This window comes from Cupriavidus sp. C2SS-8b (genome assembly GCF_057073745.1).
This window is the reverse complement of sequence record NZ_CP172716.1, coordinates 3598549-3618886: the sequence shown is the minus strand read 5'-3', so window position 1 is coordinate 3618886 and position 20338 is coordinate 3598549. Positions and strand designations below refer to the sequence as shown.

The window sequence follows — 20338 nt, the reverse complement described above, 5'->3', positions numbered from 1 at the left end:
AGTGGCCTCCTAACGCTGGTGCGCCACCTCGCCATGCACCGTCTCGGGCAGGCGATTGCCTTCCGCGTCGATCTGCAGAGGGCCGGTACCCGAGAACCGATCCAGCGCCAGGTAGATCACCGGCGTGATGAACAGCGTGATGACCTGCGAGAACAGCAGGCCGCCGACCACGGCAAGGCCCAGCGGCTGGCGCAGTTCAGCACCTGCGCCAAGGCCCAGCGCAAGCGGCAGCGCGCCCATGACGGCGGCAAAGGTAGTCATCATGATCGGCCGGAAACGCAGCAGGCACGCCTGGCGGATGGCCCGCGCCGGCGCCATGCCTTGTTCGCGCTGCGCCGCCAGCGCGAAGTCGATCATCATGATGGCGTTCTTCTTGACGATGCCGATCAGCATCAGCACGCCGATGGTCGCGATCAGCGACAGCTCCACGTTGAAGATGAACAGCGTCAGCAGCGCGCCGATGGCGGCCGACGGCAGCCCGGCCAGGATCGTCAGCGGGTGAATGTAGCTTTCGTACAGCACGCCCAGCAGCGTGTAGATGACCGCGATGGCCGCCACCAGCAGCACGATCTGCGTCGCCTGCGACGACTGGAACACCGCCGCGTCGCCACCCCAACTCGTGAAGATGGAGGTCGGCATGGCGATTTCCTGGCGGTAGCGGTCGATCTTCGCCGAGGCCTCGCCCAGCGGTGCACCCGGGGCCAGGTTGAACGACACCGTCACCGAAGGCAGTTGCCCCTGGTGGTTCACGGCAATCGGCCCGACCCGGCGCTCGGTCGTGGCGAACGCGGAGATCGGCACCATCTGGCCGGTCTTGCTGCGCACGTAGAGCTTGGTGAACGCGCTTTCGTCCTGGCGATCGACGTCGGCGGCCTGCAGGATGACGTAGTAGTTGTCGATCGGCGTATAGATCGTCGAGACCTGGCGCTCGCCGAATGCCGAGTACAGCGCGGTGCGCACGTCCTGCATCTGCACGCCGAGCGCATTGGCCTTGTCGCGGTCGATTGACAGCTGCGCTTCCAGGCCCGACTGCTGCGAGTCGCTGGTGACGTCGCGGAACAGCGTGTCGGCGCGCATCTTCGCCATCAGCTTGTCGCTGAACTCCTGCAGCTGGCCGGCCTTCACGCTTTGCAGCGTGTACTGGTAGCGGCTCTTGCTCTGGCGCCCGCCCAGGCGCAGGTTCTGCACCGGCGAGAAATACACCGCCAGGCCCGGAATGCCGGACACGTCCTTGCGCAGCGACTCCACCACCTTCGGCATCTTGGGCCGCTGGCCGAGCGGCTTCAGTTCGACGAACATGCGGCCGGTGTTGATCGCGGGCGAAGGACCGCCGCCGATCGACACCACGATGCTCTTCACGGCCGGGTTGGCGCGCATGCGCTCGGCGGCATCGCGCAGCCGCTCGGCCATCGCATCGAACGAGATATCCTGCGGGCCTTCGGCGTTGACCTGGATCTGGCCGATGTCTTCCTCGGGGAAGAAGCCCTTGGGAATCTTGACGAACAGCACGGCGGTCAGCACGAACGTCAGGCCTGCGGCCGCCAGCACCACGCGCCGGTGCGCCAGGCACCAGTCCAGGCCGTGCGCGTATTTGTGCAGCGTCCACTCGAACAGGTTCTCGAACCACTGCGTCGAGCGCATGCCCAGCGTCTGCTTCTGCACCACCGCCGGCGCGTGGCCGGCATGGTCGCCATAGGCGTGCTGCGATTCATCGACCGGCACGTTCTCGGCCGACAGGAAGCGCGCGCACAGCATCGGGATCAGCGTCAGCGACACCAGCGCCGACACCAGGATCGACAGCGACACCACCGCGGCGAATTCATGGAACAACAGCCCGATCACGCCCGGCATGAAGAAGATCGGGATGAACACCGCCACCAGCGAGATCGAGATCGACAGGATGGTGAAGCCCATCTCGCGCGAGCCCACCAGCGCGGCCTTGAGCGGCGGCACGCCTTCCTCGATATGGCGCACGATGTTCTCGAGCATCACGATGGCGTCGTCCACCACCAGGCCCACGGCCAGCGTGATGGCCAGCAGCGAGACGTTGTCCAGGCTGTAGCCGAAGGCCTTCATCAGCGCCACCGTGCCGATCAGCGAGATCGGCAGCGACACGGTCGGGATCAGCGTGGCGGCGGCGCGGCGCAGGAACAGGAAGATCACCATCACCACCAGCGCCACCGTCAGCGCCAGCGTGAACTGCACGTCGTGGATCGATTCGCGGATCGAGTTGGAACGGTCGTTGACCACCGCCACGTTGACCGAGCCCGGCATCTGGCTGACCAGACGGGGCAGGGCGCCCTTGATGGCGTCGACCACGGCCACGGTGTTGGCGTCGGGCTGGCGCAGCACGGCCAGCACGATCGAGCGCTCGTTGTTGAGCCAGCTGCCGGTCTTGAGGGTCTCGACGCTGTCTTCGACCTCGGCCACGTCGGACAGGCGCACCAGGGCGCCGTTGGGCTGACTGGCGACGATGATGTTGCGGAACGCATCGGCGTTGGCGAGCTGCCGGTTGGCCTGGATCGTCAGCGTCTGGCGCGCGCTGTCGAGCGTGCCGACCGGCGTGTTGGCGTTGGCGCGGTTCAGCGCCGTGGCCAGCTCGTCCATCGTCAGGCCGCGCGCGGCCAGCGCGTCCGGGTGGGCGCGCACGCGCACGGCAAAGCGCTTCTGGCCGAACACCTGCACCTGCGCCACGCCGGGCAGCGTGGCCAGCGTCGGCGAGATCAGGTTGTCGCCAAAGGCGTTGAGTTCGGCGAGGCTCATCGCCGGCGAGTTGATCGCCAGCAGCAGCACCGGCGCATCGGCCGGGTTGACCTTGCGGTACGACGGCGGCACCGTCATCTCGATCGGCAGCGAACGCTGCGCGCGGAACAGCGCCGCCTGCACGTCCACGGCCGCGGCATCGATATCGCGGTCGCTGCCGAACTCGATCGTGATGCTTGAATTGCCGAGCGTGTTCGACGAGCTGATCACCTTCACGCCCGGAATCGTCGCGAACTGCTTCTCGAGCTGCGTGGCCACCGAGGCGGCCATGGTTTCGGGGCTGGCGCCCGGCAAGGTGGCCGTGACCTGGATCACGGGCGAGTTGAAGCTCGGCAACGCGGCGATGGGGATCGTCGGGTACAGCACGATGCCGGTGACGATGACCGCGATGCACAGCAGCACCGTCATCACCGGACGGCGGATACAAAGCTCGGACAGCGTCATGGCTTAGTGTCCCTGGGCCGCGGCCGGCGCGCTCGCCGGCGTGGCAGCAGCGGCAGGCGTCGGCGCGACTTCGCGCACCAGGGCGCCCGGACGCAGGTTCTGCGTGCCCTCCACGACCACGCGCGTACCCGGCGGCACGCCTTCGATCACGGCCGACGTGGCGGTGGTGGTCACCAGCTTCACGGGCACGCGGGCGACCTTGCTGTCGGGCTGCACGGTGTAGACGAAGCGGCCTTCGGGCCCCGTCACCACGGCTTGCGGCGGCACCGACAGGGCGTCCTTGAGCGTCTGCACCACGGCGCTGACGTTGGCGTACGTGCCGGGCCACAGGCGCTGCTCGTCATTGTCGAACTGCGCCTTGACGCGGATGGTGCCGTACTGGGGATCGACCGTGTTGTCGATGAAGGTGATCTTGCCCGTCACCGGCGTCTTGCTGCCGTCGTTGGGCTGGCCGGTGACCTTCACGGGCCCCGCACGCAGCGCGTCGCGCAGCGAGGCGAGCTGCCGCTCGGGCAGGCTGAAGGTCACCGCGATCGGCTGGACCTGCGCGATGGTGACCATCGGCCCGGTGCTGTTGGGCAGCACCATCGAGCCCGGGAAGACATTGATCACGCCGGTGCGCCCGCCGATGCTGGCGCGGATCGCGCCGTAGCTGACCGCGACGCGGCTGGCCTCGATCGCGGCCTGGTCGGCGCGGATGGTGGCCTCGAAGCCGTCCACCTTGGCCTGGGCCGTGTCCACCGCGCTCTTGGAGATGAAGTTGCGTTCCAGCAGTTCCTTGCTGCGCGACAGGTTGCGGCGCGCGTCGGACAGGTCGGCCTGGTCGCGCAGCAACTGCGCCTGGGCCTTGGCCAGGTTGGCCTCGTCCATGCGCGTGTCGAGCGAGAACAGCAGGTCGCCCGGCTTGACGGTCTGGCCTTCCTTGATATGGACGGCGCGTACGGTGCTGGAAACCTGCGGGCGGACTTCGACTGTGGATAACGCCGTCACATTGCCGTTGGCCGTGAATTGCAGCGGCACGTCGCCCTGCTTCACCAGTGCGGTAGCCACCGCCACCGGCGCGGGCGCCTTGGCGACGGGCTTCGGCGCCAGCCACGTGTGCCATGCAAACCATCCCGCTGCGGCGAGCACCGCAACGGTGATTACCACCACCCACGGCGATACCCGGCCACGGCCGGTTCCGGCGGATGCACTCCAGTTGCCGTCGACAAACCCCTTGGGCTGGTCGATCCTGTCTGTCTTCATCTTGTGTGGACCCTCTTGGCTGCAGCGCGCCCTCCCCGGTGACGTCCCGCCTCTGTTCCCTTCCATGGCCACCCAGTACGGGCAGCCCGGGGGGCCGGGCGGATACGTGTCGCGCAAACCTCTACTAGTACAGCGGTTCGTCCCGCGGAGCCAGCACGGACTATTACAGCGCGTTACAGCGATAACAGCGAGCGGTAACGGCGTGATCCGGGCCTGGCTTGGCCGGCTACGAGGGGTGGCGTGGCGGACGCGGGGCGGATTGCTTGTATCGAGACACAAACATTATCAGAAAAGCCGCCAGCCATCGCGACGCGAGCGGTTGATGCTGTCGATCGACAGCTTTCGCGGCCCATGCTGCACATGAATGGCATCGCCGGCGCGCACCTCGCCGGACCGCAGCACGCCCAGGTAGACGCCGGAGTAGCCGCTCTCGACCATGTCGCGCACGGCGTGGCGGTAGCCCAGCACGGCGTTGAACTTGCATGCAGGCTGCCGGGGCGACGCCACGCGCAGCACTGCGCTGCCGATGTACAGCACGTCGCCCATCCACAGGTCGGCCTCGACCAGGCCTTCGATGGTCAGGTTCTCGCCCATGGAGCCGAACGCAAGTCCGCGGTATGCCTCGGGCTGGCCCGCGGCGCGGCGGCGCTTGTTCCACCACGCGTAGTGCTCTGACGGATAGGCATACACAGCCTTGTCCAGGCCGCCGTGCACGGCCAGGTCCGCTTGCTCGTCGCCGGCCACGCCCAGCGGGCGCAGCTGCACGCGCAGCGGGCGGGCCAGCGTGCTGACCGGGTGCTTGCGGATGCCGGACATCACCACCGCCTCGGTGCCGGCACGGGACACCACCAGCGGAATGGCCTTGCCGATATTGATCGCCAGCACGCGTGCACCGCTCAGGATTCCATTCGGTTCGCTCACGATGCCCCCGCCGCGCGAGTTGTGGATAACTCCGTGGATAACGCAGGGAACAGGTGGTGGACAGTGCGCTGGACAACACTGTGGAAAAGCTGTGGAGCGAGACCTGACCCGGGGACGGGCAGGGCCGCTCAGGCCTGTTGCGGGACCTGCCGCGGCGGCCACTGGCAGCCGAGCGCGCGGGCCCGCTGCGAGATCACCAGCGCCGCCAGCATCAGTATCGCGGCGCCCCAATGCAGCGAACCGGTGCCGGCCACTGTATACAGGGCCGCGCCCGCCATGGCGCCGATGGCCTGGCCGAGGTAGATCGACGACGAGTTGAGCGAGATCGAGACCGAGGCGCGGTCCGGCGCGATCATCACCAGCCGCGCCTGCTGCGCACTATTGGTGGCAAACCCGCCCACGCCCCACAGCATGAACAGCAGCACCAGCGGCACGGTGCCCAGCCCGGCCAGCGGCCACAGCACCATCGCCGTGATCGACGTCAGCAGCGCGAACTGGACGATGCGGCTGGGCGTGATCCGGTCCATGCGCGAGGCCGCCATGGCGTTCCCGAACACGCCGCAGGCGCCATAAGCCAGGAACATCAGGCTCAGCGCGGCGCCGGAGATGCCGTGCACGTCGCGCATCAGCGGGGCAATGTAGGTGAACATCGTGAACATGCCGGCCGACTGGATCATGGTGGCGGCCACCACCAGCATGATCGGCCGGTGGCGCAGCACGGCGCTCCAGGCCTCGCGGCCCACGGCCGGCACGTAGAGCCCGCGCGGCAAGGCGCGCCAGACCGCCGCCGACACCAGCAGCGCCAGCACGCCCACCACCGCCATGCTGACGCGCCAGCCGAGCGTGCTCGCGATCCAGGTGCCCAGCGGCACGCCGACCACGCTGGCGATGCTCCAGCCCAGGAACACGAAGCTGATCGCCCGGCCGCGGGTCTGCGCGTTGACCAGCAGCGGCAGGGTAGCGGCAGTCTGCGGCGTGTAGATGGCCGCGCCGATCGCGGTCAGAAAACGGATCGCCATCAGCGTGGCGAAGCTCGGCGCCAGGGCGGCCGCAAGGTGCAGCACGGCGTAGATCAGCAATGAGCCGGACAGCAACAGGCGGCGGTCGATGCGTGAACCGAGCGTGGCGAACACCGGCGCTCCCACGCAGGTGGCCAGGGCGAACACCGAGATCAGCTGGCCGGCACTGGCCACGCCCAGGCCAAAATCGGCGGCAATGTCGTTCAACATGCCGGTCACGATCATCGCGCCGGTGCCAATGATGAAATTGCCGACGCAGAGCGTCACAAGCCTGGGGTCCATGCCGGGGTGGCGCGCTGGCGCCTTGTCGTTGTTGTTCGGGACGCGCCGCGGGCCATTGCGGCCGGCGGTCAGGGAAGTCCCGAGTGTAGCGGTTTCGCGAAATTCGCGTCCGCGGGTGGCGGAAGCCTTGAAGCGCCGGACTTGCCGACGCCGCTGGAACAAGGCTCCCCTCTCCCGCGCAGTGGGAGAGGGGTGGGGGAGGGGGCGGGAGCGTCCACGAAGTGAAGCGCCTCACTATTGCCAGCGCCTGCCCTCTTCCCCGGCCCCTCTCCCGCAAGCGGGAGAGGGTAGCAAACCGAAGGTGGGCAAATACTCAGCGCGACAGTACCGGCGTCAGCGCCTTCGGATTGACGATGCTCTCATGCTGCCCCGCCAGCACATCCAGGATGTTCTGGAACGCAATGCGGAAGTACATCTCATAGCTATCCCGCTCGACATACCCCAGGTGCGGCGTGCAGATGCAGTTCTCCATGCGCAGCAGCGCGTGGCCCTGCAGGATCGGCTCGGACTCGAACACATCCACCGCCGCCATGCCCGGACGCCCCCGGTTCAGCGCGGCGACCAGCGCGTTCTCTTCCAGCAGTTCGGCGCGGCTGGTGTTGACGAACAGCGCCGTCGGCTTCATGCGCGTGAGGTCGGCCAGCTTGACCACGCCGCGCGTGTCGTCATTCAGGCGCAGGTGCAGCGACAGCACATCGCTGTCGGCGAAGAACTGTTCCTTGGACTCGGCCACCGCCAGGCCATCGGCGCGGGCGGCTTCCTGCGACGCCTCGCGTCCCCACACCAGCACGTTCATGCCGAAGGCGCGGCCATAGCCAGCCAGCAGCCGGCCGATCTTGCCGTAGCCCCAGATGCCCAGGGTCTGTCCGCGCAGCACCTGGCCCAGCCCGAAATTGGGCGGCATGGTGGTCGACTTCAGGCCAGACTGCTGCCACGCACCATGCTTGAGGCTGGCCACGTATTGCGGAATGCGCCGCTGCGCCGCCATGATCAGCGCCCAGGTCAGCTCGGCCGGCGCCACCGGGGAGCCCGCGCCTTCGAGCACCGCCACGCCGCGGTCCGTGCAGGCATCGACATCGATATGCGTGTTCGGCGCCGTGCCGACGCGGCCGGTCTGGCTGATGATCTTCAGCTTGGGCAGCTTCTCCAGCAACTGGCGCGTGATGCGCGTGCGTTCGCGGATCAGCACGACCGCCTCTACGTCCGAGAGGCGCGCGGCCAGCTGGCCCACGCCCTTGACGGTGTTGTTGAACACCTTGACGTCGTGCCCTTCCAGCAGGCTGAAGCAAGGCAGCTTGCGCACGGCGTCCTGGTAATCGTCGAGTACAGCAATCTTCATCGGCAACTCTTTTTGTCGGCTGGCCTGGTGAGCCGGGATTGGTGCGCGCGGCAACGGAGCGCGCGCGCGACCAGCGCTATTGTCGGGTATCCGGGGCCGGCACATTCCATGCGTGAATCCGGTTCCGGCAATGCTGCGGAGCAAAAAACAGCGTTGTGCGGCAGTGGTATCCTTGCCCGTTCCGGTGCCCCCGGAGAATGTTCGGTCGAGCTTCGCTCCCGACATCCGGTGCCGCCGGACAAAGCCCGCTGGCCCCATGCAGCTAGCCCTGCGCGGGCGAAGCGCAACTTTAGCGCAGGCGCAGGGACTGCTGCGACCCTTTGCGTTACCCGGGCCGCAGAGGAGTTGTAACGGGATGTGACGACCGGTGCGAGTCGCTGAATTGAGCCACAAAAGTGCGCCGCGACAGGCATCGGCCTGGCTGGTCTCAGGTCGGGCTTTGAAAAGATTTCCCCTTCCTTCCCTTTACACACTTTGGAGTTGCAGGATGAACCACCCCTCGATGCAAGGCACGACGGCGTTGAACGTGCCGGCCTGGGTCAAGAACCAGAAGCTGGTGGCCTGGGTAGCCGAGATCGCCGCGCTGACCAAGCCGGAGCGCATTCACTGGTGCGACGGTTCGCAGGAAGAGTACGACCGCCTCTGCGAGCAGATGGTCGCGGCCGGCACGCTTAAGCGCCTGAACCCGGCCAAGCGCAAGAATTCCTACCTGGCCCTGTCCGATCCGTCCGATGTGGCGCGCGTCGAAGACCGCACCTTCATCTGCGCGGACAAGAAGGAAGACGCCGGCCCCACCAACAACTGGATCGCCCCGGCCGAGATGCGCCAGACGCTCAACGCCCTGTTCGACGGCTGCATGCGCGGCCGCACGCTGTACGTGGTCCCGTTCTCGATGGGGCCGCTGGGCTCGCCGATCGCGCACATTGGCGTGGAACTGTCCGACTCCCCATACGTGGCCGTCAATATGCGCATCATGACGCGCATGGGCAAGGCCGTGTATGACGTGCTGGGCACCGACGGCGACTTCGTGCCGTGCGTGCACACCGTCGGCAAGCCGCTCGCCGCTGGCGAGAAGGACGTGCCGTGGCCGTGCAACCCGACCAAGTACATCGTCCATTTCCCGCAGACGCGCGAGATCTGGTCGTTCGGTTCAGGCTATGGCGGCAACGCGCTGCTCGGCAAGAAGTGCTTCGCGCTGCGGATTGCTTCGACCATGGGCCGCGACGAAGGCTGGCTGGCCGAGCACATGCTGATCCTCGGCGTGACCTCGCCCGAGGGCAAGAAATACCACGTGGCCGCCGCCTTCCCGTCGGCCTGCGGCAAGACCAACTTCGCCATGCTGATCCCGCCAAAGGGTTTCGAGGGCTGGAAGGTCACTACGATCGGCGACGACATCGCCTGGATCAAGCCGGGCAAGGATGGCCGCCTGTACGCAATCAACCCGGAAGCCGGCTACTTCGGCGTGGCCCCGGGCACCAGCGAGAAGACCAACTTCAACGCCATGGCGACGCTGAAGGAAAACGTCATCTTCACCAACGTGGCGCTGACCGACGACGGCGACGTGTGGTGGGAAGGCATGACCAAGGAAGCGCCTGCGCACCTGGTCGACTGGCAGGGCAAGGACTGGACCCCGGAAATCGCCAAGGCCACCGGCGCCAAGGCCGCGCACCCGAACGCGCGCTTCACCGCCCCGGCGGTGCAATGCCCGTCGATCGACGAGAACTGGGACAACCCTGCCGGCGTACCCATTGATGCGTTCATCTTCGGCGGCCGCCGCTCGACCACCGTGCCGCTCGTGACCGAAGCGCGCAACTGGACCGAAGGCGTCTACATGGCCGCGACCATGGGCTCCGAAACCACCGCCGCGGCCGCTGGCCAGCAAGGCGTGGTGCGCCGCGACCCGTTCGCCATGCTGCCGTTCTGCGGCTACAACATGAGCGACTACTTCGGCCACTGGCTCGAACTGGGCAAGAAGCTGGAAGCGTCGGGCGCGAAGCTGCCGAAGATCTACTGCGTGAACTGGTTCCGCAAGGACGCCGACGGCAGCTTCGTATGGCCGGGCTTCGGCGAAAACATGCGCGTGCTGTCGTGGATGATCGACCGCGTCGAAGGCAAGGGCCAGGGCGCCGAGCATGTGTTCGGCACCAGCCCGCGCTATGAAGATTTGAACTGGAACGGCGTGGAGTTCTCGCCGGCGCAGTTCGCGCAGGTGACGTCGATCGACACCGAGGCCTGGAAACAGGAATTGGTGCTGCACGACGCGCTGTTTACGCAGCTGAAGCACAACCTGCCGCAGGCACTGGTCGAAGCGCGGGCGGCGCTGGGCAAGCGGCTGGAAGGGTAAGCATCCGACCCGCAGACATTCCCTCTCCCGCAACGGGAGAGGGTCGGGAGAGCGGTGAACCAAGCCGTGGATAACTTCTGGTTATCCCGCCTCGCCCTCTCCCAACTGCTCCACCGCATACTTCACCAATCCTGCTCGGCCCTCGATACCCAGCTTGCGCTTGAGATTGAGCCGGTGGGTCTCCACCGTGCGCACTGAAACACCAAGCTGCGCCGCAATTTCCTTGTTCGCCATGCCGCGCCCGATGTAGCCGAGGATGTCTCTTTCGCGCTTCGTCAGCGCGTCCAGCGGCCCGGCCGCCGGCATCTGTTCCGCCATGCCGCGCGCAATGCGCGCGCTGTAGAACACGCGCCCCGCCAGTACCGCCTCGATGGCGGCCATCAGTTCCTCCGCAGGGGCATCCTTCAACACATAGCCGTGCGCGCCGGCACGCACGGCCTGGCGCGCGTATTCCAGGTTGTCATGCATGCTGACCACCAGCACCGCAATTTCGGGATATTGCTCATGCAGCACGCACGTCAGCGCAATGCCGCCCATGCCACGCATGCCGATGTCGGTGATGACCAGGTCCGGGCGCTCGGCCGCGCCGGCACGATCGAGCCACGCCAGCGCGGCTTCCCCGCCGTCGGCCTCGCCCACTACGCGCAGGCCGGGCTGCAACGCCAGGTGCATGCGCATGCCGTCGCGCACCAGCGCATGGTCGTCGATCAGCAGCACGCGCGCAGGCGTATCAGCGGCGTAGCCAGATTGGCCTTCGGCCGGGTCGGGAATTTGGGTCATGACTGCGAAGGTTCTTCCGGAATGGGAACGACGGGCCGCGCCTGTACTTTCACGAGCGGCAGCGCGGCTACCAGTTCCGTGCCGCCCATGCCCGAAACAATGCCGAACTGCCCGCCCAACGCTGCAATCCGCTCGCGCAAGTTGCGCAGACCGATGCCGCGCCGGGGATCGACCTGCATGCGGGCCACGTCAAACCCGCTGCCATCGTCGCGCACTGTCAGGCGCGTCGCGTCCGGATCGAAAGCCAAAGCCACCGTGACTTTGCGGGCGCCGGCATGGCGCTCGACATTGGTCAGCGCTTCCTGGGCGATCCGGTACAACGCGGTAGCCTGTTCGTCAGGCAGCTCGCGCGGCGTGCCGGCCTGGGTCACGCTGATCTGCAGGTGGCTGCCGCCCTGCATCTCGCGCGCCAGGTGCTCCAGCGCGGCAACCAGGCCGAGGTCATCGAGCAACGCCGGACGCAGGTTGCGGGCCACGCGCCGGACCTCGTTGAATACCGTGTCGAGCCGGTTCAGCGCCATGCCGAGCACGGGCGCCACCGCCGCGCCCTCGGCCGGCGCCAGGCGCAGCCGGTTCGCGGCGGCTTCCAGCACCAGCTTGACCGACACCAGCAACTGGCTGATGCCGTCATGGAGTTCGCGCGACAAGCGGGCGCGCTCCTCTTCCTGCGACTGCACCACGCGCTGCGCCAGCTGGCGCAGCTTGGCATCGGCCTCGCGGTGCTCGCTGATATTGAGGGCCAGGCCGCTAGCGGCCACCAGCAGGATGCTGACCGCCGCAATCACGCCGATCCACGCCATGGTCTCGCGGATATCGGTCGCGGCGCGCGCATCGAGCTGGCGCAGCGTGTTTTCCACATCGTCCAGGTAGATGCCGGTGCCGAGCATCCAGCCCCATTCGGGCACGGCCACCACGTAGCCGAGCTTGGGCGCGAGCTGCTGGGACGATGGCTTCCGCCACTGGTAGCGCACCGAGCCGCCGCCGGACTTGGCCGCGGCAATCAGCTTCTGGATGGTCAGGGCGCCCTGCGGGTCGCGCAGCATCCACAAGTCCTGCCCGACCAGTTCTGGCTGGCGCGGATGCATCAGGTTGCGGCCCTGCAGGTCATACAGGAAGAAGTAGCCGTCGGGCCCGTAGTCGAGCCGCGCCAGCGCGTCCATGGCGGCCTGGCGCGTGGCGGCGTCGGTGCGGCCCGAACGCACCATCGGCGCGATCGCGCTTTGCGCCAGTTCTACGTAGTGGCGCAGTTCGGTTTCCTTGCTCTGGAGATAGGCCGACTCGACCAGCGCGCGCTCATGCCTGGCCAGTTGCGTCGCCTGGAAACGCACGGCAAGCGCAATGCCGAGCATGGCCACCGCCAGGGGCGCGACGGCTAGCAACAGGATCTTCTGGCGGAGTTTCATACGTGAACCGGACGACCGGGGGTAAACACCGATGCCGCGCGGGCGGCATGCCACCGTCGATCTGCGTAGTACTACGCAGAAGTGCTGCGTAGTTACGCGCTTGTGCGGGGTTTGGCGGGTGTCAATACTACACGCCGGACGCTTGAGCCGCCCCAACAAGGCGCGTGCGTCGACGCAGCTGGTGCGCCGCCCACCCGGATGGTGCATTGCCTGCCTGCAAGACGAGATCCGGAAACGACAAGAACCGGGCGAGCAGCAGCAAGATCCGAAGAGACACCCTCACCGCCGGATTGCCCCGCTGCCCGCCCTCAGGCGCGCGCCCGCCGCCGACCCTGCCAGTTACCAGTCCTTCGCCGCCGCAGGCTATCGAAATCCCCGGTCTGAGGAGACCTTCACTATGAATCGCATCGGAGAACACCTGGTGTGGCTGGCCGTCGCCATCCTTGGCGCGTTTGCCTTCGCCACGGTCGCGCTGTCGCGCGGCGAGGCGGTCAGTGCGCTGTGGATCGTGGTTGCCGCGCTCTGCATCTACCTGATCGCCTACCGCTACTACAGCCGCTTCATCGCCGACAAGGTGATGCAGCTCGACCCGAAACGCATGACGCCGGCCTGGCGCCACAACGACGGCCTGGACTACGTGCCGACCAACAAGGCGGTGCTGTTCGGCCACCACTTCGCCGCCATTGCCGGCGCCGGCCCGCTGGTCGGCCCGGTGCTGGCCGCGCAGATGGGCTATATGCCGGGCATGCTGTGGATCCTGGCCGGCGTGGTGTTCGCCGGCGCGGTGCAGGATTTCATGATCCTGTTCATCTCCACGCGCCGCGACGGCCGCTCGCTGGGCGACCTGGTCAAGTCCGAAATGGGCACGGTGCCGGGCATGATCGCGCTGTTCGGCTGCTTCATGATCATGATCATCATCCTGGCGGTACTGGCGCTGATCGTGGTGAAGGCGCTGGCCGGCTCGCCGTGGGGCACGTTCACCGTGGCGGTGACCATCCCCATCGCGCTGTTCATGGGCATCTACACGCGCTATATCCGCCCGGGCCGCATCGGCGAGGTGTCGGTGATCGGCTTCGTGCTGCTGATGCTCGCGATCCTGGGCGGCCAGTACGTGCATGAAAGCGCCGTGCTGGCGCCGCTGTTCACGTACGACGGCAAGGCGCTGACCTGGATGCTGATCATCTACGGCTTTATCGCCGCCGTGCTGCCGGTGTGGCTGCTGCTGGCCCCGCGCGATTACCTGTCGACCTTCCTGAAGATCGGCACCATCATCGCGCTGGCCATCGGCATCCTGATCGTCGCGCCGGAACTCAAGATGCCGGCCTTCACGCAGTTCGCCCAGGGCGGCGGGCCGGTGTGGTCGGGCAACCTGTTCCCGTTCCTCTTCATCACCATCGCCTGCGGCGCGGTGTCGGGCTTCCACGCGCTGATCTCGTCGGGCACCACGCCCAAGCTGCTGGAGAATGAAAGCCACGCGCGCTTTATCGGCTACGGCGCGATGCTGGCCGAGTCCTTCGTCGCCATCATGGCGCTGGTGGCGGCCTCGGTAATCGAGCCCGGCGTTTACTTCGCCATGAACAGCCCGGCCGCCGTGATTGGCACCACGCCGGACGCCGTGGCCCACGCCGTGTCGACCTGGGGCTTCGTCGTCACCCCTGACGTGCTGATCCAGACCGCCAAGGACGTTGGCGAGAACACCATCATCTCGCGTGCCGGCGGCGCGCCGACGCTGGCCGTGGGCATCGCCCATATCCTGCACCAGGTGGTGGGCGGCCAGGCCATGATGGCGTTCTGGTACCACTTCGCCATCCTGTTCGAGGCCCTGTTCATCCTGACCGCCGTCGACGCGGGCACCCGCGCCGGCCGCTTCATGCTGCAGGACCTGCTGGGCAGCTTCGTGCCGAGCATGCGCCGCACCGACTCGCTGCCGGCCAACCTGATCGCCACCGCGCTGACCGTGGCGGCCTGGGGCTACTTCCTGTACCAGGGCGTGGTCGATCCGCTGGGCGGCATCAACACGCTCTGGCCGCTGTTCGGCATCTCCAACCAGATGCTGGCCGCCGTGGCGCTGGTGCTCGGCACCTGCGTGCTGGTCAAGATGAAGCGCGGCCAGTACGCCTGGGTGACGCTGGTGCCGACCATCTGGCTGCTGATCTGCACGCTGACCGCCGGCTGGCAGAAACTGTTCGATGCCGATCCGAAGGTCAGCTTCCTGACCCACGCCGGCAAGTTCAGCGCCGCCATCGCCGAAGGCAAGGTGCTGGCCCCGGCCAAGACCATGGAGCAGATGCACCGCATCGTCTTCAATGACTACCTGGACGCTGGCCTGTGCGCGCTGTTCATGTTCGTGGTGCTGTCGATCGTGGTGTACGGCTTCAAGACCGCCATGCAGGCGCGTGCCGTGAACCGCCCGACCGACAAGGAAACGCCGTTCGAGCCGCTGCCGGCGGCCGCCTCGGCACAATCCTGATCGGCTGGATCAAAGGAAAAGGAGCCCCGCCATGCTGGAACAACTGGGAACGATGGGACGCTACCTCGGGCAGTCGTTGCGGCTGATGGTTGGCCTGCCCGACTACCAGACTTATGTGGCCCACATGGAAAGCACCCATCCGGACCGCGCGCCGATGACCTACGAGGAGTTCTTCCGCGAACGCCAGGAAGCGCGCTACGGCGGCGGGCAGGGCAAGTGCTGTTGAGCCGCACCGGCCAGGTCTGATGGAACGGGCAACCTTCGGGTTGCCCGTTTTTTTGGGTGTCGAGTTCCACGCCTCTGCCGTGTTGTCGCTCAAATCATACGTTTCAGCAGGGGGTTACATGGCTTTACACGTGGTTACAGCAAGGCCGGGGCTCGTTCTCTACACTTGCGGCACAACATGGCAAAGAAAGGAAACGATATGTCTCGCCATCCCGTTCGCAATTTGACCCTGGCTCTCGCCCTGGCGGCGTCCGCGCTGCCGGCCTTCGCGAGCGACATGAACAATGCCCTTGGCGGCGCCCTCGGCGGCGTGGCAGGGGCGGCCGTAGGCGGCGCGCTGGGCGGCAGCACCGGTGCCGTGATCGGCGGCGCCGTCGGCGGCGGCGCGGGCGGGGCGGTAACGTCCAACCGGCGCGAGCGCACGGGCGCCATCATCGGCGGCGCGCTGGGCGGCGGTGCAGGTACGGCGGCGGGTAACGCCATGGGCGGCCGCACTGGCGGCCTGGTCGGCGCGGCGGTTGGCGGGGGCGCGGGCGCAGCGCTGGGCGGCAACGTTTCGCGCAGCAATTCGTATGAGAACGACCGCCGCTACTACGGTGGTGGTGGCCACTACAAGCATAAGAAGCACAAGCACCACCATCATTACGACGACTGAGCCCGCCCTCAGCCGGGCAGGATTCAGGAACGGGCCACTGGCCCGTTTTTCTTTGCGTGCTCTGGCATAATGCCTGGCAGAAGCAGTCGCTCCTGACCGGCCACAGAAACAAAGAAGCCCGCAACCAGTGCGGGCTTCTTCTCCGGATAAATAAGGAGAGGTCTGTCAGACGCTCTCCAAACGACCTGTGGAGACCAGGTTGAAAGGGAGGGGGCCGCAAGGGGAGATACGGCCCCGGACCGCGGCTTGCGGGCCGTGTCGATTACAGGGGCGCGCGGTCGGAAGACAGATCGTACTTGGTGCCGTCGCTGTACACGTCGTACTTGCCGGCCTTGGCGCCATCGCTGTAGACGTCGTATTTGCCAGCCTTGGCGCCGTCGCTGTAGACGTCGTACTTGCCAGCCTTGGCGCCGTCTGCGTACGGGTCGAACTTGCCGGCCTTGGCAAACGCCGGTGCAGCGGAAAGGGCTGCAGCGAGGGTGGCAATAGCGATCAGGGAAAGACGGGTAGTTTTCATGGCTCTGTGTTTCTTCAACTTGGTGCCGGTTTGTGCAGTCTAAGTTGCTGCAATGCGGCATCCGATGGGTACATATTAGGCGTTTCCCTCATATCAATAAATACCGCCTGACACAATGATTAGTTCTGATTCCAACAATAAAGTCGCCTGAAGCAGGAAAAATTCAGGAAAACGACGGGAGACTATGTCATGGATCGCCTGCAATCGATGCGCGTGTTCGCCAAAGTCGTGGAGCTGGGGAGCTTTGCTCGTGCAGCGCAGCAGTTGGAGATGTCCAATGCGGTCGTGACGCGCTATGTCGCGGACCTGGAGAGTCACCTCGGTACGCGGCTGCTGAACCGGACGACCCGCAGCCTGTCGCTGACCGACGCCGGAGAAACCTACCTGCAGCGCTGCCAGCAGATCCTGGAAGACGTGGAAGAAGCCGAAGGCGTGGTGACGGCGCGCAGCCAGTCACTATCAGGAACGTTGCGACTGGTGACTCCAGTGATGTTCGGCCTGCATCTGCTACCGAATCTGATGGCGCGGTTCCAGAAGCTATACCCCGATGTGGTCTTCGATGTACTCCTGTCCGACCGTAACGTGGATATCGTGGAAGAGGGACGCGACGTCGCAGTCATGCTGTCGGACCTGGGCCTGGGCTCGCACTTGGTGGCCCGTCCCCTGATCTCAGCCGAAATTGTGCTGTGTGCTTCGCCTGAATATGTCCGCATGCACCCGCCGCTGCGGCACGCACACGAGCTGACCAATCACCGTTGCATCGCCATGCGGCTGCCGAACGTGGAACACGAGTGGACGCTGCTCGGGCCGGAAGGCGAGCTCACGGTGCCAATCCGCCCGGGACTGCTGTGCAGCAATGCCGAACTCGCGCACCAGGCGGCGCTGGCGAATATGGGCGTGGCGATGCTGTCGTCCTACCTGGCCAAGCAGAATATCGAGTCGGGCAGTCTCGTGCACGTCCTGCCGCAGTACCAGCTGCCGCGACGCGATGTCAGCGTGGTCTATCCGAGCCGGAAGTTCCTGCCCACCAAGGTCCGCGCATTCATTGATTTCCTGCTGGAAGAAGGGCAGGTCCGGGGCAAGGACCACTAGATCCCGCCGACAGGCCGGGAGGCTACGGGGCAAGCACCGCGACCTCCCGAGACTGGCCCGCTTACTCCTCGGCTTCGACCGTCGCCTTGCCTGCGGCGCGGGTCTTCTTGGCCGCGACCGTCTTGGCGGGCGCCTTCTTGGCCGCGGTCTTGGTCGCGGTGGTCTTGGTGGCCGCCTTCTTCGCCGGCGCCTTGGCCGGAGCGGCCTCGGCTTCGTCCGGCTTTGCGGCCGTGCGCGACGCAGTCTTGGCTGATGCCTTGGCACCGGCCTTGGGCTCGCGCGCCTCGAACTCGAAGCCGATCTTGCCGTCCGCCTGCCTTACCAGGAAGGCCTTGAAGTTGCGGCCCGTGCGCGACGACTTGAAACCCGTCAGCAGATCGGTACGGCCGTCGTTGAGCAGCTTGCCGACCTGTTCGCGGCTGATTTCCTGCTGCAGGATGATCTTGCCGGTGGTGAAGTCACAGGTCTTCGGGCTGGCCACGCTGTTCTCGCACACGTACTTCATGCCGTGCTCGAACACCGCGCCGCTGCACTTCGGGCAGGTGCCGACGGGCTCCTGGCCGCTGAAGTCGACCGGCTCGCCATCCCCCTCGTCATCGTTCTGGCCGAAATCGAATTCCATCTTGTAATGGCCTTCGTCGTCCTTGGCGATCTTGAGGATGGCGGCAAACGGCCGGCCCATCTTGCTGCGGAAGCCCTGCAACGGCCCGATTTCCCGCTTCTGCAGCAGTTCTTCAACCTCGTTGATCTCGAACTGGCGGCCACCGGGGATCTTGCTGATCGAGAATTCGCACGCAGTGCAGGCAAAGCGGCGGTAATTCTCCTTCACCTGGCCGCCGCACTGCGGGCAGGGCGTGGCCAGCGTGGCGTAGTCGCCGGGGATGGTGTCGCTGTCGTATTCCTTGGCGCGCTTGACGATCTGCTGCGTCATCTGCGCGATCTCGAGCATGAACTCGTCGCGCTTCAGGCGTCCGCGCTCGATCTGCGAGAGCTTGTGCTCCCATTCGCCGGTCAGCTCTGCCTGCGTCAGTTCCAGCACGCCCAGGCCGCGCAGCAGCGTCATCAGCTGGAACGCCTTGGCAGTCGGGATCAGCTCGCGGCCTTCGCGCACCAGGTACTTTTCCGTCAGCAGACCTTCGATGATGGCCGCGCGCGTGGCCGGCGTGCCCAGGCCCTTGCCGGCCATGGCCTCGCGCAGCGCGTCGTCGTCCACGAGCTTGCCGGCGCCTTCCATGGCGGACAGCAGCGTGGCTTCGTTGTAGCGCGTGGGCGGCTTGGTCGTCAGGCCCACGCTCTCGACCTTGTCGGTCTTGACCTTCTCGTCCTTGGTCACCGGCACGAGGTTGGCGGCGTCCTTGTCGCCCTGCGCCTCGCGCCCATAAATCACGAGCCAGCCCGGGTTGACCAGCACCTTGCCTTCGGTCTTGAAGTGATGGCCGGCCACTTCCGTGATACGGGTCGTGACCTGGAATTCGGCGGCCGGGAAGAACACCGCAAGGAAGCGGCGCACGACCAGGTCATACAGCTTCTGTTCCGGCTCCGACAGGTTCTTGGGCGCCTGCAGCGTCGGGATGATAGCGAAGTGATCGCTGATCTTGCTGTTGTCGAAGATTTTCTTGTTTGGCTTGACCCAGCCCTGCGACAGGATCTTCTTCGCGTGCGGCAGGTAGTTGGGCGAGCTGTCCGACAGCATGGTCATGGTCTGCTTGACCGTGTCCATGTAGTCCTCGGGCAGCGCGCGCGCATCGGTACGCGGGTAGGTCAGGACCTTGTGCTTTTCGTACAGCGCCTGGGCCAGGCCGAGCGTGTTCTTGGCCGAGAAACCGAAGCGCGAGTTGGCCTCGCGCTGCAGCGTGGTCAGGTCGAACAGCGCCGGCGACTGCTGTGTCGACGGCTTGGATTCCTCGGTAACGGTGCCCGGCTTGTCGCGGCACGCGGCGACGATGCTCTTGGCCTCGGCCTCGCTCCACAGGCGCGATTCGCGCGCCTCGGGATCGAACTCGCTCTTCTTGAATTTCGGGTCGAACCAGCGGCCTTCATACAGGCCGGCGGCGGCGATGAACTCGGCGCGCACTTCCCAGTAGTCGCGCGGCACGAAGTGCTTGATCTTCTCCTCGCGCTCGACCACGATCGACAGCGTCGGCGTCTGGACGCGGCCCACGGTGGTCAGGAAGAAGCCGCCGCCCTTGCTGTTGAAGGCGGTCATGGCACGCGTGCCATTGATGCCCACCAGCCAGTCGGCCTCGGAACGGCAGCGCGCGGCATCGGCCAGCGGCAGCATGTCCTGGTCTTCGCGCAGGCTGGCAAAGCCGTCGCGGATCGCCTGCGGCGTCATCGACTGCAGCCAGAGCCGGCGGATCGGCTGCTTGGCCTTGGCCTGCTGGGCGATCAGCCGGAAAATCAGTTCCCCTTCGCGCCCCGCGTCGCAGGCGTTGATCAGGCCGGTGACGTCCTTGCGCTTGATCAGGCGGTTGAGCACCTTCAGGCGCGACTCGGTCTTGGCGATCGGGCGCAGGTCGAAGTGGGGTGGGATCACCGGCAGGTTGGCAAAGCTCCACTTGCCGCGCTTGACCTCGTATTCGTCGGGCGCGGCGATCTCCACCAGGTGGCCCACGGCGGACGACAGCACGAAGTCGTCACTTTCAAAGTACTCGTCGTGCTTGGTAAAGCCCCCGAGGGCACGGGCGATATCGGCCGCGACCGATGGCTTTTCCGCGATGATGAGGGCTTTTGACATTGAACGGGTCCTTGCGGGTTGCTTCCGGCAACGCGCGATTTGCACAGCAATATAAGGTGACATCGCCCCCGGGGGGCATTGAGGCGCCAATCATAAGCGCGG

At 66.2% G+C, this 20338-nt stretch carries 14 protein-coding genes; 5 read left to right on the top strand and 9 right to left on the bottom strand.

Features of this window, described 5'->3' with window-relative positions; all coding sequences use genetic code 11:
* Positions 1–9 precede the first annotated feature (9 nt).
* From ACIGJB_RS16780 to ACIGJB_RS16760, 5 genes are all read right to left on the bottom strand, one after another.
* A complete protein-coding gene (locus ACIGJB_RS16780; RefSeq protein ID WP_483730795.1) occupies positions 10–3207 on the bottom strand; it encodes an efflux RND transporter permease subunit in 3198 nt (1065 codons plus the stop codon).
* Between the two features lie 3 nt (positions 3208–3210).
* On the bottom strand, positions 3211–4452 hold the full coding sequence (locus ACIGJB_RS16775; protein WP_483730794.1) for an efflux RND transporter periplasmic adaptor subunit: 1242 nt from the start codon (positions 4450–4452) through the stop codon (positions 3211–3213).
* Between the two features lie 285 nt (positions 4453–4737).
* Positions 4738–5373 carry an MOSC domain-containing protein gene (locus tag ACIGJB_RS16770; protein ID WP_483730793.1) on the bottom strand — a complete coding sequence of 212 codons (636 nt, stop codon included), beginning with the start codon at positions 5371–5373 and terminating at the stop codon, positions 4738–4740.
* Positions 5374–5501: 128 nt separating this feature from the next.
* Entirely contained in the window at positions 5502–6674 is a 1173-nt protein-coding gene (locus tag ACIGJB_RS16765; protein ID WP_483732357.1) for an MFS transporter, read from the bottom strand.
* Positions 6675–6987: 313 nt separating this feature from the next.
* Positions 6988–8013: a D-2-hydroxyacid dehydrogenase family protein gene (locus tag ACIGJB_RS16760; protein ID WP_483730792.1), complete on the bottom strand. Its 1026-nt coding sequence runs from the start codon at positions 8011–8013 to the stop codon at positions 6988–6990.
* 487 nt (positions 8014–8500) lie between these two features.
* Here ACIGJB_RS16760 and ACIGJB_RS16755 point away from each other — a divergent pair, with 487 nt between their 5' ends.
* On the top strand, positions 8501–10357 hold the full coding sequence (locus tag ACIGJB_RS16755; protein ID WP_483730791.1) for a phosphoenolpyruvate carboxykinase (GTP): 1857 nt from the start codon (positions 8501–8503) through the stop codon (positions 10355–10357).
* Positions 10358–10438: 81 nt separating this feature from the next.
* On the opposite strand, the gene ACIGJB_RS16750 is transcribed toward ACIGJB_RS16755, so the two are convergent.
* Both ACIGJB_RS16750 and ACIGJB_RS16745 read right to left on the bottom strand, forming a co-directional pair.
* A complete protein-coding gene (locus ACIGJB_RS16750; RefSeq protein WP_483730790.1) occupies positions 10439–11137 on the bottom strand; it encodes a response regulator in 699 nt (232 codons plus the stop codon).
* The gene (locus tag ACIGJB_RS16745) at positions 11134–12540 is read right to left on the bottom strand and encodes a cache domain-containing protein (RefSeq protein WP_483730789.1); all 1407 of its coding nucleotides are present in this window, start codon (positions 12538–12540) and stop codon (positions 11134–11136) included. The genes ACIGJB_RS16750 and ACIGJB_RS16745 overlap by 4 nt, the downstream gene beginning before the upstream one ends.
* Positions 12541–12937: 397 nt before the next feature.
* On the opposite strand from ACIGJB_RS16745, the gene ACIGJB_RS16740 reads away from it, so the two are divergent.
* The 3 genes from ACIGJB_RS16740 to ACIGJB_RS16730 all read left to right on the top strand — a co-directional run bounded on the left by ACIGJB_RS16740 (position 12938) and on the right by ACIGJB_RS16730 (position 15890).
* Entirely contained in the window at positions 12938–15010 is a 2073-nt protein-coding gene (locus tag ACIGJB_RS16740) for a carbon starvation CstA family protein (protein ID WP_483730788.1), read from the top strand.
* Between the two features lie 31 nt (positions 15011–15041).
* Positions 15042–15236, top strand: coding sequence for a YbdD/YjiX family protein (locus tag ACIGJB_RS16735; RefSeq protein ID WP_211946023.1), 195 nt, complete (start codon positions 15042–15044; stop codon positions 15234–15236).
* A gap of 198 nt (positions 15237–15434) precedes the next feature.
* Entirely contained in the window at positions 15435–15890 is a 456-nt protein-coding gene (locus ACIGJB_RS16730) for a hypothetical protein (protein WP_483730787.1), read from the top strand.
* A 262-nt stretch (positions 15891–16152) separates the two neighbouring features.
* On the opposite strand, the gene ACIGJB_RS16725 is transcribed toward ACIGJB_RS16730, so the two are convergent.
* Positions 16153–16407, bottom strand: a complete 255-nt coding sequence (locus tag ACIGJB_RS16725) for a hypothetical protein (RefSeq protein WP_483730786.1) — start codon at positions 16405–16407, stop codon at positions 16153–16155.
* A 189-nt stretch (positions 16408–16596) separates the two neighbouring features.
* On the opposite strand from ACIGJB_RS16725, the gene ACIGJB_RS16720 reads away from it, so the two are divergent.
* Positions 16597–17499 (top strand): LysR family transcriptional regulator, encoded by a 903-nt coding sequence (locus tag ACIGJB_RS16720; protein ID WP_483730785.1) that lies wholly within the window; start codon positions 16597–16599, stop codon positions 17497–17499.
* Between the two features lie 61 nt (positions 17500–17560).
* Here the strand turns inward: ACIGJB_RS16720 and ACIGJB_RS16715 are convergent, their stop codons facing one another.
* Positions 17561–20236, bottom strand: coding sequence for a DNA topoisomerase III (locus tag ACIGJB_RS16715; RefSeq protein WP_483730784.1), 2676 nt, complete (start codon positions 20234–20236; stop codon positions 17561–17563).
* Positions 20237–20338: the final 102 nt, after the last annotated feature.

What these genes read in the sequence shown, in the direction of transcription:
- ACIGJB_RS16775 (WP_483730794.1), bottom strand. Translation starts at nt 4,452, where the DNA reads ATGAAGACAGACAGGATCGACCAGCCCAAGGGGTTTGTCGACGGCAAC.
- ACIGJB_RS16715 (WP_483730784.1), bottom strand. Translation starts at nt 20,236, where the DNA reads ATGTCAAAAGCCCTCATCATCGCGGAAAAGCCATCGGTCGCGGCCGAT.
- ACIGJB_RS16720 (WP_483730785.1), top strand. Translation starts at nt 16,597, where the DNA reads ATGGATCGCCTGCAATCGATGCGCGTGTTCGCCAAAGTCGTGGAGCTG.
- ACIGJB_RS16760 (WP_483730792.1), bottom strand. Translation starts at nt 8,013, where the DNA reads ATGAAGATTGCTGTACTCGACGATTACCAGGACGCCGTGCGCAAGCTG.
- ACIGJB_RS16730 (WP_483730787.1), top strand. Translation starts at nt 15,435, where the DNA reads ATGTCTCGCCATCCCGTTCGCAATTTGACCCTGGCTCTCGCCCTGGCG.
- ACIGJB_RS16755 (WP_483730791.1), top strand. Translation starts at nt 8,501, where the DNA reads ATGAACCACCCCTCGATGCAAGGCACGACGGCGTTGAACGTGCCGGCC.
- ACIGJB_RS16750 (WP_483730790.1), bottom strand. Translation starts at nt 11,137, where the DNA reads ATGACCCAAATTCCCGACCCGGCCGAAGGCCAATCTGGCTACGCCGCT.
- ACIGJB_RS16745 (WP_483730789.1), bottom strand. Translation starts at nt 12,540, where the DNA reads ATGAAACTCCGCCAGAAGATCCTGTTGCTAGCCGTCGCGCCCCTGGCG.
- ACIGJB_RS16780 (WP_483730795.1), bottom strand. Translation starts at nt 3,207, where the DNA reads ATGACGCTGTCCGAGCTTTGTATCCGCCGTCCGGTGATGACGGTGCTG.
- ACIGJB_RS16735 (WP_211946023.1), top strand. Translation starts at nt 15,042, where the DNA reads ATGCTGGAACAACTGGGAACGATGGGACGCTACCTCGGGCAGTCGTTG.
- ACIGJB_RS16725 (WP_483730786.1), bottom strand. Translation starts at nt 16,407, where the DNA reads ATGAAAACTACCCGTCTTTCCCTGATCGCTATTGCCACCCTCGCTGCA.
- ACIGJB_RS16740 (WP_483730788.1), top strand. Translation starts at nt 12,938, where the DNA reads ATGAATCGCATCGGAGAACACCTGGTGTGGCTGGCCGTCGCCATCCTT.
- ACIGJB_RS16765 (WP_483732357.1), bottom strand. Translation starts at nt 6,674, where the DNA reads ATGGACCCCAGGCTTGTGACGCTCTGCGTCGGCAATTTCATCATTGGC.